A 15107-nucleotide genomic window follows, 5' to 3' on the forward strand; every position below is an offset into this window, starting at 1 on the left:
CATTCCAAGGCGATTACGCGTCAAAGGCGAAGTGTATCATGTCCTTCCAGCGACTTCCGGAGGCGTTCGCGGGCGAATCGCGTCTGCGCGAATTGCAGCGTCAAGGGTTATGGTTGTGGCAAGTGCAGCAGGCGCTGAGCGAAATCCTGCCGCCCGAGTGGTGCGCACAACTGAGCGTCGGCCGCTTCGAGGGGGGGCAATTGACGGTGATGAGTCCGTCGGCGCTTGTCGTTGCGAAATTGAAACCGATGACCCCGACGCTCATCGCGGAACTGAGCCGCCGGGGTTTTGCCGTCACGGCGATCCGCTGGCGTGTGCGGCCAGAGCTCGTGCAGACGCTCGCGCAACGCCCGCAAGCGCTGGCACATGCCCCACGCGGGTTGAGCCAAGCTGCGATCGCGGCGCTCACCGAGCTGCGCGCGCAACTTCCCGCAGACGACCCCTTGGCACAATCGCTCACCGCGTGGCTTCGCCGCGTAACGGAAAAAACACCCGCCGCAGGCCCCCAGTCACAGGGCAACGAGTCGTTCGAGCAAAAACAGCAGTAAGTAGAGAAGCAGAATCGCGCCGCCTACGCTCGCGCCGCGCAGCGCCCAGCGCACCCACCGCCGCTCACCGGTCACGAAATAGGCAGCAAGCGCCACGAGCACAGCCAAAACGGTAAGGACGAGTACCAGACGAAACGCAACCACCGTCAAGAGACCGGAACGGTATCAGGCATCGGCAAGAGAGACGGGCGGCGATGGGGCCAGCCAACGCGAGGCCCCGCAGGGCCGGTATCGGTGAAGGTCACCCACTCCCACGCGGTTTGGTCCGCTAGAAGCGTACGCAACAGCCGGTTATTGAGCGCATGCCCCGATTTGTACGCGCGGTAATGGGCAAGCAGCGGATGCCCCAGCACGTAGAGATCCCCGATCGCGTCGAGGATCTTGTGGCGGACGAACTCATCCGGGCTACGCAGACCGCCGGGGTTGAGCACCCGAAATTCGTCGAGCACCACGGCATTCTCGAGACTGCCGCCGCGCGCCAGCCCCATCTGGCGCAACTGCTCGACTTCATGAACGAAGCCAAAGGTTCGGGCGCGCGCCACCGCCCGTAAGTAACTCTCTTCGGCAAAATCGACGAGCGCTTCCGTCTTCGAGGCAGCGATCGCCGGATGGTCGAATTCGATCTGAAAGGAGAGCCGAAACCCGTCGAACGGCTCCAACCGCGCCCATTTGTCGCCCTCTTCGACCACGACCGGGCGTTTCAAGCGGACAAATCGGCGAGGCGCCGATTGCGCGACCGTCCCTGCCTCCAAAAGCAACAAGACGAAGGGTGCCGCGCTTCCGTCCATGATCGGCACTTCGGGGCCGTCGAGTTCGATCGTGACATTGTCGACGCCCACCCCTGCAAGCGCCGAGAGGAGATGCTCGATCGTCCCCACCCCGACGTCCCCACGACGAATTCCGGTGCAGAGACGGGTCTCCGTCACCGCGTCGGCGGAAACGGGGATCTCCACCGCGGGGCAATGGTCGATGCGAACGAATCGAATCCCGGCATCGGGGGGCGCAGGCAGCAGACGCAACGCGACCTTGGCCCCACTGTGCAACCCCACGCCAACGGTCTGGACAGGACGAGCAACTGTTCGCTGCGTGATCACGAACGCGCCCCGTTCAGTCGTTTTGCTTGCGCAGGAACGCAGGAATATCGAGTTTGTCCATGCCTTTACTTGCCAACTGCTCGGCGAACGAGCGGACCGGTTTGCGCCCGGTGGCACGGGACGAGCGAATCACTTTACTCGCTTCTGCTGCCGCTACGCTCGTGGGACGGCCATTCGGCGCGACGGCCTGTGTGGCCGCAGCACCATAGGTACCCGTCGCACGGGCCTCTTCCCAAAGGTCGGACGTGGTCGGACGACGCCCTGCCCCCAGCCCTGTCGCGACGACGGTGACCCGAATTCGGTCTTGCATCGCATCGTCGAAAACGGTGCCGTATTTGACGAACGCTTCTGGCGCTGCGTACCCCTGAATCGCGCGCACGGCGTCGCGCACTTCACTCATCTTGAGCGAAGCGCGGCTTGCGGTGATATTGATCAAGACACACCGTGCGCCAGAGAGTTCGGTCCCCTCGAGGAGCGGGCTCACCGCTGCCTGTTCGGCGGCGATGCGCGCTCGATCGACCCCGCTTGCCTCTGCCGAACCCATCATCGCCCGCCCCATCTCCGCCATCGCGGTCCGCACGTCTTGGAAGTCGACGTTCACCATACCGGGAACATTGATGATTTCGGCGATCCCGGCAACCGCGTTTTTGAGGACATCGTCGGCAGCCTTGAAGCACGCTTCGAAAGAGGCATCGTCACCGAACACTTCCAGCAACCGATCGTTCAAGACCACGATCAACGAATCGACGTGGCGCGTGAGCTCTTCGATCCCGCTGTCGGCAACGCGGTCGCGATTTTCGAATTCGAACGGTTTGGTGACGACCGCCACGGTGAGGATCCCCATCTCTTTCGCGATCTCAGCGATCACAGGCGCCGCACCCGTTCCGGTTCCGCCCCCCATCCCGGCGGTGATGAAGATCATGTGTGCGCCGTCAAGCGCGGCGGCAATCTGGTCTCGGCTTTCGAACGCGGCCTCCCGCCCCGCTTCCGGTTTGGAGCCGGCTCCAAGCCCGCTGCGCCCCAACTGAACCTTGGTTGGCGCAAGCGCACGGGAGAGCGCTTGGCTATCGGTGTTGATTGCGACGAACTCAACGCCTGCCACGCCCTCACGGATCATGTGATCGACCGCGTTACAGCCGGCCCCGCCAACGCCTAAGACACGAATGACCGTTTTCGCTTCTGCCGCTTCGACCACCTCTTCCAATGCGTGCAGTGCCATGACCCTTCTCCCTGACTTTGTTCGATTCTACCCGATTTAGCGCCAATCATCGATTCTCTGCGCCCAAAAACCAGCGGCGCAACTGCGCAAACCACCCAGACTGCCGTTTGCTCCAAATCGCAGCATCTCCCCATTGCGCGTGGAGCAAACCACTAACCGCGGCATACGCGGGATCTTCCCACTTTTCGGCTTCGTTGCTCAAATAGGGAATCCCCACCCGCGCTGGCGCTCCGAAAACAGCTTCGGCAAGGTCCGTAATACCGCTCAATTTCGCGGTGCCCCCGGTCAAGACCACACCGGCGCTGATCTGCTCTTCCAGCCCCTGCTCGCGCAGCCTTTCCAACGCCATTTCGAAAATCTCCTCAACCCGCGGATGGATCACGTCGACGAGCCGCTGCCGCGCCAAGCGCCGCGGCGGTCGATCGCCAATTGTCGGGGCATCGACGAACTCATCGATCGCCACCCAGTCGTACGATGCCGCGCCAGAAACGCATTTGAGCCGTTCTGCGTCGGCAGCAGGGGTACGCAACGCCATCGCGATGTCATGGGTGATGCGGTCACCGCCCAGCGGCAACGCGGTGCAATACCGAACCGCTCCTTGCGCATAGACCACCATATCGGTCGTCCCGGCGCCGATATCGAGGAGCAACACGCCCAGCGCTTTTTCGTCTTCGGTAAGCACCGCTTGCGCCGCAGCCAGCCCTTGCACCATCAACGTGGTCAAATTCAACCCCGCGCGACGAATACATTTCACCAAATTGTGCGTTGCGCTCTTCAATCCGGTGACGACATGCACCCGTACCGCCAGTTTTCGTCCGCTCATCCCCACCGGGTTCGCGATTCCGCCCAAATCGTCGAGCGCGAACTCCTGAACCAGCGCGTGCAGCAATTGGCGGTCTTCGGCAAGCGGTAGCTGTTTGGCGGCCTCCAAGACGCGCGCGACATCCTGTTCGGAGACTTCCGCACCCTGCACGGGCACGACCCCTTCGTTGTCCAAGCAAGCAAGGTGTGCACCGCTGATCGTCGCGCGGACCTCCGAAAAGGTGGTCTCGATTTTCTCTTGCAACGTTTCGGCAACGCGGGCAACGACGGCCAACGTCGCATCGATATTGACCACCATCCCGTGCCGCAACCCCATCCCTGTAGGTACTTCGGCCAGGTGTAAGACGTCAACGCCCCCCTCGCGGCGTCGGCGTGCCACGACCGCTACCGTTTTCGCGGTACCGATATCGAGGGCAAGAAAAGGGGCGATCCGTTCGCTCATCCGTGTCGATCCTGTTCCGATGCGGGCGCAGGAGGTAACGAGACCGCGAAAGCCTGGTCGTGACGCACGTCGACGCGCGTGGGCATCGCCCCCAAACGGCTCACCAACTGCGGCCAACGCTGACTCAGCCACGCCACCCGCTGTTTCACTGCTGCCGGAGACGCGGCAGTTCCCAGCATCCATTCGACAGGCTCGACGAAGGTCAACGTAATCGCCCCCAATGGTGACAGCGTGATTCCGCCGAGGTGTAACGAATTGGGCAAGACTGGTGCAATCGCTCGAAGGTTGCGAAACCCGTCGATCAGTTGTGCCTCGTGTGCGGCAAGCCAAATTCCTTCGCCGTTTTCGGGGGAAAGCCGATCCTGGAAGGGACGCCCTTGCGCGTCGATCCAACGCCACGTGCCGTCATCCAAATTGCGCCAGCGCAATACGGCTTTGCGCAACGCCAACTCGATCACCAGCCGGTCTGGCCATACGCGTTCCACACGGACCCGATCGACGACGGGAAACGCCTTCAACTGCCGCTCGATGCGGATCAGATCGACTTCCCAGAGGGCCTGACCGCGCACCTGCTGTGTCACCGTCTCGACCATCTGTTCTGGGTCGATCTGGGCAACCGACCCTTCGCTCACCACCAATGCCACCTCCCGAACCGGCACGAAGAGCTGCGCCCGTACCAGAGCGAGCAAGCCAATCCCCCAGACGAGCAACACCCCTGCCAACGCCACTTTCGCGCCCAACCGCCACCATTGCGCGCCGCTCAACCGTGCGTGCACGAAATGCCCCCTTTGAGCCGCGCCGTTTCGAGAATGCGCTCGCAGAGTAGGTCGAAATCGACCCCCACGGCACGCGCCGCCATCGGGACCAGCGAATGGTCGGTCATACCGGGTGCGGTATTCATTTCAAGCAGTTTCGCTTCGCTACCGTCCCAGAGGAGATCGACACGGCCCCATCCTTCACAGCCCAATGCGTCGCGAGCCTGAAGTACGAGCGCTTCCAGTGCCCGCAGGGTTGGTTCCGGAAGCGGCGCAGGGCAATGGTAGCGCGTCTCATTGCTTTCGTATTTGTGGTGGAAATCGTAATTGCCTCCGGGCGCTTCGATCTCGATTACAGGAAGAACCGCATCTCCCAGGAATGCCACGGTCAGTTCCCGCCCCCGCACCTGCTGCTCGACAAGGACGTCGTCGTCGTACGTCAACGCCGCTTCGATGCGTGCCACCAGTGCGTCCCGATTCTCTGCAGCCCCAGCTCCGACGCTCGAACCCTCATGGACCGGCTTGACGAACCACGGTGCAGGAATCGCTTGCCGCACGGTGTCGAGCACGGCGTCGGCATCTCGCTGCCACGCATCCCGTGTCACGCGAATCCCCGGAATCACCGGCAATCCCACCGCTTGCCACACGAGCTTGGTCCGCCATTTGTCCATGGCGAGCGCACTTGCCAACACACCACTTCCCGTATAGGGTATGCGCAACCATTCGAGTATCGCTTGCGCGGTCCCATCTTCGCCCCCCCGTCCGTGTAGGACGATGAACGCTTTGGTAATCCCTTCCTGCGTCAACTCCGGCCAGTCGCGCAGTTTGGGGTCGAACGGGACCACGTCATACCCCGCTCGGGTAAGCGCCGCACACACGGCATTTCCGGAGCGGAGCGATATCGTCCGTTCTGCCGACGTCCCGCCCATCAACACAGCAATTCGTTCGCGCATTATGCCTGCTCCGCGTAAGGTGCCAGCAGGCGCGGGAGCGTTCCGATCGAACCCGCCCCCATGCTGAGCACGATATCGTGGTCCTGAACCACCGCTGCGAGTGCCTCTGGAATCGCGTCGATACCGTCGACAAACACCGGTTCGACCCGTCCGCGCAACCGAACGGCACGAGCGAGTGCACGGCCGTCGGCGGCCGGAATCGGCTCTTCCCCCGCTGGATAGACTTCGGTCAACACCAACCCATCGACCTCGGAAAGCACCTGGGCAAAGTCGTCGAAACAGTCGCGCGTGCGCGTATAGCGATGCGGCTGAAAAACAAGCACCAGCCGTCGGTTGGGATAGGCCAAACGAGCAGCCTCGATCGTTGCCGCAAGTTCCCGCGGATGGTGGCCGTAGTCGTCTATGAGTTCAAAGCGCACCCGCGCGCCAGTGGGGTTCGTCAGCGCAAACCACCCATGGCGTTCGAACCGGCGCGCAACCCCCTGAAACGTCGCAAGCGCCCGCGCGATGGTTTCGTCGTCGACTCCCAGTTCGCTCGCCACCGCAGCCGCCGCGAGCGCGTTGCGCACGTTGTGCGTCCCCAAAAGCGACATCGTCACGGCGGTGCGCCGTGGCTCGCCGTTGCGGCGCACCAGTGTGAAATGGGTTTTGCCGTCACGCACCACCACCTCTTCAGCACGGACCATCGCCTCCGGGTGGAACCCATACGAGAGTACCACCCGGCTACACCGTTGCGCAATTTCGCGCACCGCCGCTTCGTCCCAGCAGAGGACCGCAACCCCCCAGAACGGCAAGCGGTGGAGAAACTCCAGAAAGTGCGCCTTCAGCCGCTCGAAATCGTGGCCATAGGTGGCCATATGGTCGGCATCGATATTGGTCACCACCGCGATCACGGGGGAAAGATGCAAGAACGAAGCGTCCGATTCGTCCGCTTCCGCAACGAGATAAGCCCCCGAACCCAACTTGGCGTTACTGCCCGCAGCCAACAGTCGCCCACCGATCACGAAGGTCGGATCGAACCCGGCTTCGGCCAAAATCGTGGCAACCAGCGAGGTCGTGGTCGTCTTGCCGTGCGTGCCGGCAATCGCGATCCCTTGGCGAAAGCGCATCAGTTCGGCCAACATTTCGGCACGCGGCACGACCGGAATCCGCCGCTTTCGCGCCTCGACCCACTCGGGGTTGTCGGGCGCGATTGCGGAAGAGACAACCACCGCATCGGCATCTTGAAGGTGCGCGGCGTCGTGTCCGAGGTACACGGTCACCCCCATTTGGCGCAACCGTTCGACCGCTGGATTGAGCGTCAAATCGGAGCCGCTTACGGCAAACCCCATCTGAACCAGAACCTCCGCGATGCCGCTCATGCCGACACCGCCGATTCCCACGAAATGAACTTTTCGAACCCGATGTTTCATCGGTGGGTCATCTCCTCGATCACTTCGGCGATGCGAACCTGAGCATCGCGAATACCTAGTGCGTAGGCGCGCTCTGCGATACGTGCCGCGTCGGCCCGCGAAGCAGTACGCAACCATTCGGCCAATCGCTCTGGGGTCAAATCGGCTTCGCGCGTCACCAGCGCCGCATCCCGCGCCACCAGCCATTGGGCGTTCGCGTACTGATGATCATCGACGGCGTACGGGTAGGGAACGAAGTGTGCCGCCACGCCAACTGCCGCCACTTCAGAGACCGTCATCGCGCCGGCGCGACACAAAACCCAGTCGCTTGCCGCCAACGCCGATCCCATCTCGACAATGAACGGTTCGCACTGCGCGGCCACACCCGCCTCGCGGTAAGCCGCAACCGTTGCTTCATAATCGCATTCCCCCGTTTGGTGGCGGACCATCGGCCGTTGCGAGGGTGCCAACAACCGAAGCGCCAGCGGCACCAGCCGATTGAGCCGCTGCGCCCCGAGGCTACCGCCCAAAACCAACAGGCGCAACGGCCCTTCCCGGCAACGATAGCGCAGTTGAGGCTCCCCCTGCGCGACGATCGTTTCGCGGACCGGGTTTCCCACGACCTGCGCGCGGCGCAACCCATTGGGGAATGCGGCCAACACACGATCGGCAAGCGGCGCAAGTACCCGATTGGCCAACCCCGCGCGCGCGTTCTGCTCATGAATCACCAAGGGCAACCGCAACCGTTTGGCCGCAAGCGCAGCGGGAACCGAGACATATCCTCCAAACGTTGCGACCACGGAAACCCGATGGGCACGCAAACCCCGAACCGCCCGCCCCGTTGCCGCAATAAGCGCCGCGGGCAACGCGAACCAACGGCGCCACCCTTTGCCGCGCACCTGCCCAAACGCCACGTCACACAACGCAATACCGTTTTGCGCCGCAATTTTTGCTTCCAACCCAGACGAATTCCCTAGCCAAACCACGGTCCAGCCGCGGCGCTCGAGCGCGTGCGCCACGGCAAGCGCCGGAAAAATGTGCCCGCCTGTCCCGCCGGCGGCAACCGCAGCTACACCGGGTTCCGACGACATAACGAACGCAACTCCCACTCTGCCCGCATCACGAACGCCACCGCCAGCAGGTTCATCACGAGCGCCGAACCGCCGTAACTCATGAACGGCAGCGCGAGCCCCTTGGTGGGCAACAAACCGACATTGACCCCCATGTTGATCACCGCCTGCACACCGATCCCGAGCGCCACGCCGATCACAGCCAAACCGGGGAAATAGGCCTCCACGTGCACCAGCCGTCGCCCCACCTCCACCATCCGCCAAACCAATATGCCAAAAAGAAGCGCCACCGTCACAACCCCTGCCCAACCCAACTCTTCACCGATCACGGCCAAAATGAAATCGGTGTGCGCTTCGGGCAAATAGAAGAGTTTTTCGATGCTGCCACCCAAGCCGACACCCAACCATTCGCCACGACCGAAGGCGATCAGGGCATGGGTCAATTGATACCCTTTCCCCAACGGGTCCGACCACGGATCGAGAAACGCCACGAATCGCTGCATCCGGTATGGGGAGACCACGACCAACGCCGCAAAGACAAAGATTGCCGCAGCAGCGAGTAACCCGACGATTCGCCAACTGAGCCCGCCCATGAAAAGAATGCCAAACGCCACTACGCTCATCACCACGAGCGAGCCAAAATCGGGTTGCAACAGCAGCAACGACCCGACCCCCGCGACCACGACCAAAAACGGCAAAAACCCGGCAAAGAAGCTCTGCATCGCATGGAAACGGCGCACGGTATAGTGTGAGGCAAAGAGCGCGATCGTGAATTTGACGATCTCTGCAGGCTGGAGATTGAGCGGTCCAAGCGCAATCCACCGACGCGCCCCATTGACCGTTTTCCCGATCCCAGGGATCAGCACCAGAATAAGCAAAACGAGCGAGGCCACAAAAAGCCAGTGACTGTTCTTTTCCCACCAGCGAAGCGGCAAGCGATAGGTCCACCACGCCACGCCCATACCGATCGCAACGAAAAACAACTGCCGAATCAAGAAGAAATAGGGGGTTCCGTACTGTTCTGCAGCCACTGCGATGCTTGCCGAATAGACCATCACGAGCCCCCAACCGACGAGCAAAAGCGTCGGCCAAAGCAGTAACGGATCTGGCGCGCCAGGCGCGTCGAAATGGGGGCGCAGCTCAGCAGGGAGCCAAACGTGGGTGGGCAGCTTGGTTTCCACCGCTTGGCGTTCTCGCGGCCTTGTGGCGATCCAAGGCTTCATCACAGAATCCGCTCCGTGGCCAAATGGCGCTCGACGGCAGCGACGAAACACGCGGCGCGTGCGCGATAATCCCGAAACTGATCCCAACTGGCACACGCGGGCGACAACAACACGATATCGCCGGGCTCGGCGTCGCGTGCAGCCCGTGCCGTCGCCTCCTCGAGATTTTCACAACAATGGACGGCGATACCCGCCGCGGTGAACGCCTCAGCCAACGCAGCGCGATCACGGCCGTACAGGTACGCACAGCGGACGCGTCCCCGCGCCGCTTCAGCAAGGGGCACGAACGATTGCCCTTTGCCATCGCCACCTGCCAGCAAGCGAATCGGCGCATCCAGCGACGTGATCGCCGCAACCGTCGCGCCTACGTTGGTTCCTTTCGAATCTTCGACGAAACGAACGCCGTCGCTGCGCGTCGCGACCAACACCATGCGGTGGGGTAACCCGCGGAAAGAGGTCACCGCTGCCGCCAACCGATCGTCCCACCCCGTAAGATGAACCACCAGCGCGAGCGCCGCCAACACATTGCGCTGGTTGTGACGCCCCAGAAGCGCCAAACGGTCGGTTGGCACGAGCAGCCGATCCCCCCACGCCAACCAGGAACGCCCCTCAGATTCAACAACGCCCCAGTCTTCGTCAGTTGGCGGCTGGTCGAGACCGAACGTAACGGTTCGCACGCGTTGCGCGGCATCGCCGAGCCATTGCCAGAGCGTTGCGTCGTCGCGCGGTAACACGGCGCACGCCGCCCCTTCGAGAATCCGCGCCTTGGCACGCACATAAGCGGCCATCGAACCGTGACGGTCGAGGTGATCTTCGCTCACATTCAGAATCGTCGCCGCATCGGCGGTGAAGGTGCCTGCCGCCTCAAGCTGAAAACTGGAGAGCTCGGCCACCCAGGCCTGCGGCCACGGTCGGCCCGTACGCTCCCGCTCAAGCGCCTCGGCAAGAAGCGGTTTGCCGAAATTGCCCAGCGGTGGCGCGTCCCACCCCAACGCGGTCAGCAGATGGGAAACGAGCGCCGTCGTCGTACTTTTGCCGTTGGTGCCGGTGATCGCTAGAATCGGCGCACGATCGCCACGCGCTGCCCGCGCTTCGGCAAAGAGCGCAAGTTCCCCGCCAACCGATAGCCCCTCTGCACGCGCTGCGACCAAGCAGGGAAGGTCTGTTGCCAGCCCCGGCGACACCCAGACCCGGTCGACCCCATCAAGGAGCGCAGCGTCCATCGCGCACCCAAAGCGCCACTCAACCCCTGGACATTCGGCGATGAGTGCCTCCTTTTCTGGTGGCGACGCACGGGTATCGGCAGCGCGAACGGAACGCCCCTGCGCCACCAACCAGCGCACCATCGCCGCACCACTCACCCCCAGGCCCAACACCAGATCCATTGCCACCTACCGCAGTTTCAACGTCGACAACCCGATCAAGACCAGGATGATCGTGACGATCCAAAAACGCACCACCACCTGTGTCTCTTTCCAGCCACCCAATTCGAAATGGTGGTGCAACGGCGCCATCCGGAGAATGCGCTTGCCGCCACTGTATTTGAAAAAACCCACTTGGAGCATCACCGACAGCGCTTCGACGACGAAAAGCCCACTCATGATGAAAAAGACGATCTCTTGGCGCACGATCAGCGCGATCGTACCCATCGCCGCGCCCAACGCAAGTGCCCCAACGTCGCCCATGAAGACCTGCGCCGGATGGGCGTTGAACCAAAGGAACCCAAGGCCAGCGCCGCAGATTGCGCCACAAACCACCGCCAACTCGCCCGCTCCCGGCACATAGGGGACGCCAAGGTAGCGCGCAAAAACCGCGTGTCCGGCGACATAAGCAAATATCGCCAATGCCCCGGTGACAAGCACCACCGGCATCACCGCAAGGCCGTCCAACCCATCGGTGAGATTGACCGCGTGGCTGGCGCCGTTGATCACGAAATAGCCAAGCACCACCAACCCAACGGTCCCCAACGGAACCGCCACCTCTTTGAAAAAGGGGACGATGAGCGTGGTATGAACCGGTAGCGTCGCACGGTATGCCAGATAGCCGGTTGCTGCGAACGCAATCAGCGAAGTCCAGAGGTACTTCCACCGCGCGGGCAACCCCTTGGGGTCCCGGCGCACCACTTTGCGCCAGTCATCGACCCAACCCACCAGCCCAAAACCGAGCATGACCATGAGCACCAACCAGACGTAGGCGTTACCCAGATCTCCCCAGAGGAGAACCGCAAGCGTCGTGCAGAGCAGGATCAAGACCCCCCCCATCGTCGGCGTACCGCTCTTTTGCAAATGGCTTTGCGGCCCATCGTGGCGCACCGCTTGCCCGAACTTTTTTGCCGCCAACCAGCGGATCACACCGGGTCCCAAAAGGAAAGCAAACACGAGCGCGGTGAGCACCGCAAGCATCGTACGTAGCGTAATATAGGTAAAGACGTTGAACGCCCGCACCTCGTGCGCGAGCCACTGCGCCAACTCCAACAACATGCCCTTCTCCTTGCGCGCAGTCAGTCAGCCGGTGGGACGATCGATGCCACGACTCGCTCCATGTGACTCACGCGCGAACCTTTCACCAAAATGGCCGTCTGCGCATCGAGAAGCGGCAACAGCGATTCCAGCAATCGCGGCAAATCGGTGAAGGCCTTCGCCCCTGGCCCAAACCCGGAAGCAGCCGCTTGCGCCATTTGTCCCAAGGTCAAGAAATGGGTGACACCCGCTGCTTTGGCATAGCGGCCGACCTCTTCGTGCAACCCGGCAGCGTGCGTCCCCAGTTCCGCCATCTCCCCCATCACGACCACTTTGCGCGGCTGCGGCAACGTCATCAGAGCGTCGATCGCAGCGCGCATCGCGTCGGGATTCGCATTATACGTGTCGTCGAGAACGACCGTTCCGGTGGGCGTCTGAAGCCGCCGTAGCCGCCCCGCCACGGGGGGAAGTGCCTGCCAGGCAGCAACCGCCGGCTCCCATGGCAATTGCAGCGCGTCGAGCACCGCTAAGGCCGCAGACGCCAATTCGGCGAAGTGGCGTCCGACCCACGGCAAGCGCACCGTGGCTTTTTGCCGGTCGCTGACGACATCGAAGCGGACACCTTCGGCGCCGGTAGCCTCGTGACACAACCGCACCCTTGCTGCAGACGTGCGCCCAAACGTCACGATCCGGCGCGGTTGGGCCCACTGCCGCCATTCGGCGAAAAAAGGGGAATCGGCAGGCAGCACAGCGACCCCGTCTGACGCGAGCGTGGTAACGAGCGACCCTTTCTCGGCCGCCACCGCCTCGAGGCTGCCGAGCCCGGCCAGGTGGGCGCGCAGCGCGTTCAACACCACCGCGACGTTGGGTTCGGCCAACCGCCCCAACGCAACGATCTCCCCGGGCTGGTTCATCGCTACTTCTACGACCGCCCCCCAATGGGCCCTTTCGATTCCACAAAGCGTAAGCGGCACGCCAATGGCGTTGTTCCAGTTCCCAGGCGTCGCCCAAACCCGATCTGCGCCCCAGATCGCTGCCAATGCGGACGCGAGCAACGTTTTGGTCGTCGTCTTGCCAGCGCTGCCGGTCACCGCAGCTACCACACCACCCCACTGCCGTCGCCACCACTGCCCGATCGCCCCCAACGCCGCCAGCGTATCGGGCACCAGTATGAGTCGTTCGGTAGGTACAGTCGTACGGTCACGGTGTTGCGCCCAACGCGTCGCCGAAACCACCGCAGCAACCGCCCCTTGCGCGAGCGCCGTCGTAACGAAATCGTGGCCGTCGAAGCGCGGCCCCGCTAACGCGACAAACAGTTTTCCCGCACACGCAGCGCGCGAATCGGTGGTGACGCCATCGACAAAGCGATGCAGTGCGTTTGGCGGCGTTGGTGCACCGATTGCCGCGGCGATTTCAGCCAAAGATGCGTTCATCGTTGCTCCGTATGCGAAGGTGGCGCGTCAGACGGCGTCTTGGCATGACGCGCCCTCAACGCAGCGCGCGCGCATTCGTGATCGGAAAATGGGATTTTCACGCCAGCAACTTCCTGATACCACTCGTGCCCTTTGCCCGCAAGCAAAATCACATCGTCTGCCGCAGCGGAAACGACCGCGAATCGAATCGCTTCGGCGCGGTCTAGCGCCACCGTGACCGCGGTTCCTGCAGGCACCCCACGCAGAATCGCGGCAGCGATCGCATCGGGCGACTCCCAGCGGGGATTGTCGCTCGTCACCACCAGACGATCGGCATAGGTTGCCGCTGCCTGCCCCATCTCCGGGCGTTTCCCGGCATCGCGATTGCCGCCCGCCCCAAAGACAACCCAGAGCGCACCGCCACGCGCCGCGGCGATGGGGCGGAGGCTCTCAAGCACTTTGGTCAACGCGTCCGGCGTATGCGCGTAATCGACGACCACCATCGGCCGTTCGGCCACCACCTCCATCCGCCCAGGCGGCGGCGCCACGTGCGCCAACGCAGCGAGCGCATCGGGCAAAGCGATTCCCTCAGCCAACAGAGCAGCCAACACCAGCGCGCCGTTTGCGATCTGAAACGCGCCCGCTGCCGGCACCTCGAGCGTTCCCGTCCGCAGAACGGGCGCGTCCCCACCCAAATGTCCGGTTCCGGCAAAACGAACGGAGACCGGAACGGTCCATCGCCCGGCTACCCATTGGGGTTCTGCCGTCAACGCAACCGTAGCCACACCGCTACCGTGCGAAGCAGCGCTACGCGTCATCAGGTGCCGAATGGTCGCTTCGGTCCCAACCCACCAAACCGTCCGGCGGGGTTCCCCCGCCGTGTGTTCGGCCTCTTGCGCTGCGGAGCTTCCCCACTGCGCGCCATAGGGATCATCAACCCAGAAAATTTGATGGGCAAGCTCCGGGCGAAAAAGGAAACGGCGTTTCGCTTCGGCGTACGCTGCAAGCGACCCGTGGTAATCGAGATGGTCGCGCGAAAGGTGGGTAAAGATCGCCCCGTGGAACCGTACGCCGTCGAGGCGCCGCTCACAGACACCGATCGACGAAACCTCGAGGCTAGCCGCACGACAGCCCTCCTGGCGAAACTGCGCCAGCAGGGTGTGGAGCAACACCGCAGAGGGGGTGGTGAATCCCGTTGCAGTAAGCGCCCCCAACCGCCCTGCCCCCAGAGTCCCGACAACCCCAGTGGGGCGACCAAGCGCCTCCAACGTCTGCGCCAACCACTGGCTAACCGTCGTCTTCCCATTGGTGCCGGTAACCCCCCAGACCGAGAGGTGTTGAGAAGGCGCATCGTACCAGCGGTGGGCCCACTCCCCCGCCCAGCGTTGTAGCTCCGGGACGCGCCACAACAACACCTCTTTTCCGGTGTCACTGGTAAGGATTTCGGGTTCGTCCGCCGACGCCCCCTCTGGCTTCGTTCCCGCTTCGCCACACGCCGCCGAATCGCAATCGGCAATCACCGCCGCGGCGCCCCGCCGAATGGCATCGGTCACATAGTCCCAGCCGTTTCGACCGTCGTGGCGAAACGCCAAAAAGAGACCACCGGGTTGGACCAAACGGGAGTCGCTAGCAAGGGGTGCGTTGGGAAAACGGTTGCGGCATGCGCAATAAACCGCTTCGAGCACATCAGGCCAGCAGTGGGTCGCAAACCCATTCATC

The 15107-nt window shown here is 62.9% G+C and carries 14 protein-coding genes; 1 reads left to right on the forward strand and 13 read right to left on the reverse strand.

Features of this window, described 5'->3' with window-relative positions; genetic code table 11:
* Positions 1-38: 38 nt before the first annotated feature.
* Positions 39-548 carry a DciA family protein gene (locus KUL93_RS00625; protein WP_217125193.1) on the forward strand — a complete coding sequence of 170 codons (510 nt, stop codon included), beginning with the start codon at positions 39-41 and terminating at the stop codon, positions 546-548.
* Here KUL93_RS00625 and KUL93_RS00630 read toward each other — a convergent pair.
* From KUL93_RS00630 to KUL93_RS00690, 13 genes are read right to left on the reverse strand one after another with little or no spacing between them, the layout of a single operon-like run.
* Entirely contained in the window at positions 510-698 is a 189-nt protein-coding gene (locus KUL93_RS00630; protein ID WP_217125194.1) for a hypothetical protein, read from the reverse strand. The genes KUL93_RS00625 and KUL93_RS00630 overlap by 39 nt on opposite strands.
* A complete protein-coding gene (gene lpxC, locus KUL93_RS00635; RefSeq protein WP_217125195.1) occupies positions 695-1642 on the reverse strand; it encodes a UDP-3-O-acyl-N-acetylglucosamine deacetylase in 948 nt (315 codons plus the stop codon). The genes KUL93_RS00630 and lpxC overlap by 4 nt, the downstream gene beginning before the upstream one ends.
* 13 nt (positions 1643-1655) lie before the next feature.
* Complete coding sequence (ftsZ, locus tag KUL93_RS00640) at positions 1656-2861, reverse strand: cell division protein FtsZ (protein WP_217125196.1); 1206 nt, start codon at positions 2859-2861, stop codon at positions 1656-1658.
* Between the two features lie 46 nt (positions 2862-2907).
* Complete coding sequence (gene ftsA / locus KUL93_RS00645; RefSeq protein ID WP_217125197.1) at positions 2908-4125, reverse strand: cell division protein FtsA; 1218 nt, start codon at positions 4123-4125, stop codon at positions 2908-2910.
* Positions 4122-4901, reverse strand: a complete 780-nt coding sequence (locus KUL93_RS00650) for a cell division protein FtsQ/DivIB (protein WP_217125198.1) — start codon at positions 4899-4901, stop codon at positions 4122-4124. Before KUL93_RS00650 ends, ftsA begins: the two co-directional genes overlap by 4 nt.
* Positions 4886-5833, reverse strand: coding sequence for a D-alanine--D-alanine ligase (locus KUL93_RS00655; protein ID WP_217125199.1), 948 nt, complete (start codon positions 5831-5833; stop codon positions 4886-4888). The genes KUL93_RS00650 and KUL93_RS00655 overlap by 16 nt, the downstream gene beginning before the upstream one ends.
* Positions 5833-7245 carry a UDP-N-acetylmuramate--L-alanine ligase gene (gene murC, locus KUL93_RS00660; protein ID WP_217125200.1) on the reverse strand — a complete coding sequence of 471 codons (1413 nt, stop codon included), beginning with the start codon at positions 7243-7245 and terminating at the stop codon, positions 5833-5835. Before murC ends, KUL93_RS00655 begins: the two co-directional genes overlap by 1 nt.
* Entirely contained in the window at positions 7242-8315 is a 1074-nt protein-coding gene (gene murG, locus KUL93_RS00665; protein WP_217125201.1) for an undecaprenyldiphospho-muramoylpentapeptide beta-N-acetylglucosaminyltransferase, read from the reverse strand. The genes murC and murG overlap by 4 nt, the downstream gene beginning before the upstream one ends.
* A complete protein-coding gene (gene ftsW / locus KUL93_RS00670; protein ID WP_217125202.1) occupies positions 8294-9517 on the reverse strand; it encodes a putative lipid II flippase FtsW in 1224 nt (407 codons plus the stop codon). The genes murG and ftsW overlap by 22 nt, the downstream gene beginning before the upstream one ends.
* Positions 9517-10902, reverse strand: coding sequence for a UDP-N-acetylmuramoyl-L-alanine--D-glutamate ligase (gene murD, locus KUL93_RS00675; protein ID WP_217125203.1), 1386 nt, complete (start codon positions 10900-10902; stop codon positions 9517-9519). The genes ftsW and murD overlap by 1 nt, the downstream gene beginning before the upstream one ends.
* A 6-nt stretch (positions 10903-10908) precedes the next feature.
* Entirely contained in the window at positions 10909-11997 is a 1089-nt protein-coding gene (gene mraY / locus KUL93_RS00680; protein ID WP_217125204.1) for a phospho-N-acetylmuramoyl-pentapeptide-transferase, read from the reverse strand.
* Between the two features lie 20 nt (positions 11998-12017).
* Positions 12018-13409: a UDP-N-acetylmuramoyl-tripeptide--D-alanyl-D-alanine ligase gene (locus KUL93_RS00685; RefSeq protein ID WP_217125205.1), complete on the reverse strand. Its 1392-nt coding sequence runs from the start codon at positions 13407-13409 to the stop codon at positions 12018-12020.
* On the reverse strand, positions 13406-15106 hold the full coding sequence (locus KUL93_RS00690; protein WP_217125206.1) for a Mur ligase family protein: 1701 nt from the start codon (positions 15104-15106) through the stop codon (positions 13406-13408). Before KUL93_RS00690 ends, KUL93_RS00685 begins: the two co-directional genes overlap by 4 nt.
* Between the last annotated feature and the right edge of the window lies 1 nt (position 15107).

Source organism: Hydrogenophilus thiooxidans (assembly GCF_019049855.1).
Lineage (GTDB): Bacteria > Pseudomonadota > Gammaproteobacteria > Burkholderiales > Rhodocyclaceae > Hydrogenophilus > Hydrogenophilus thiooxidans.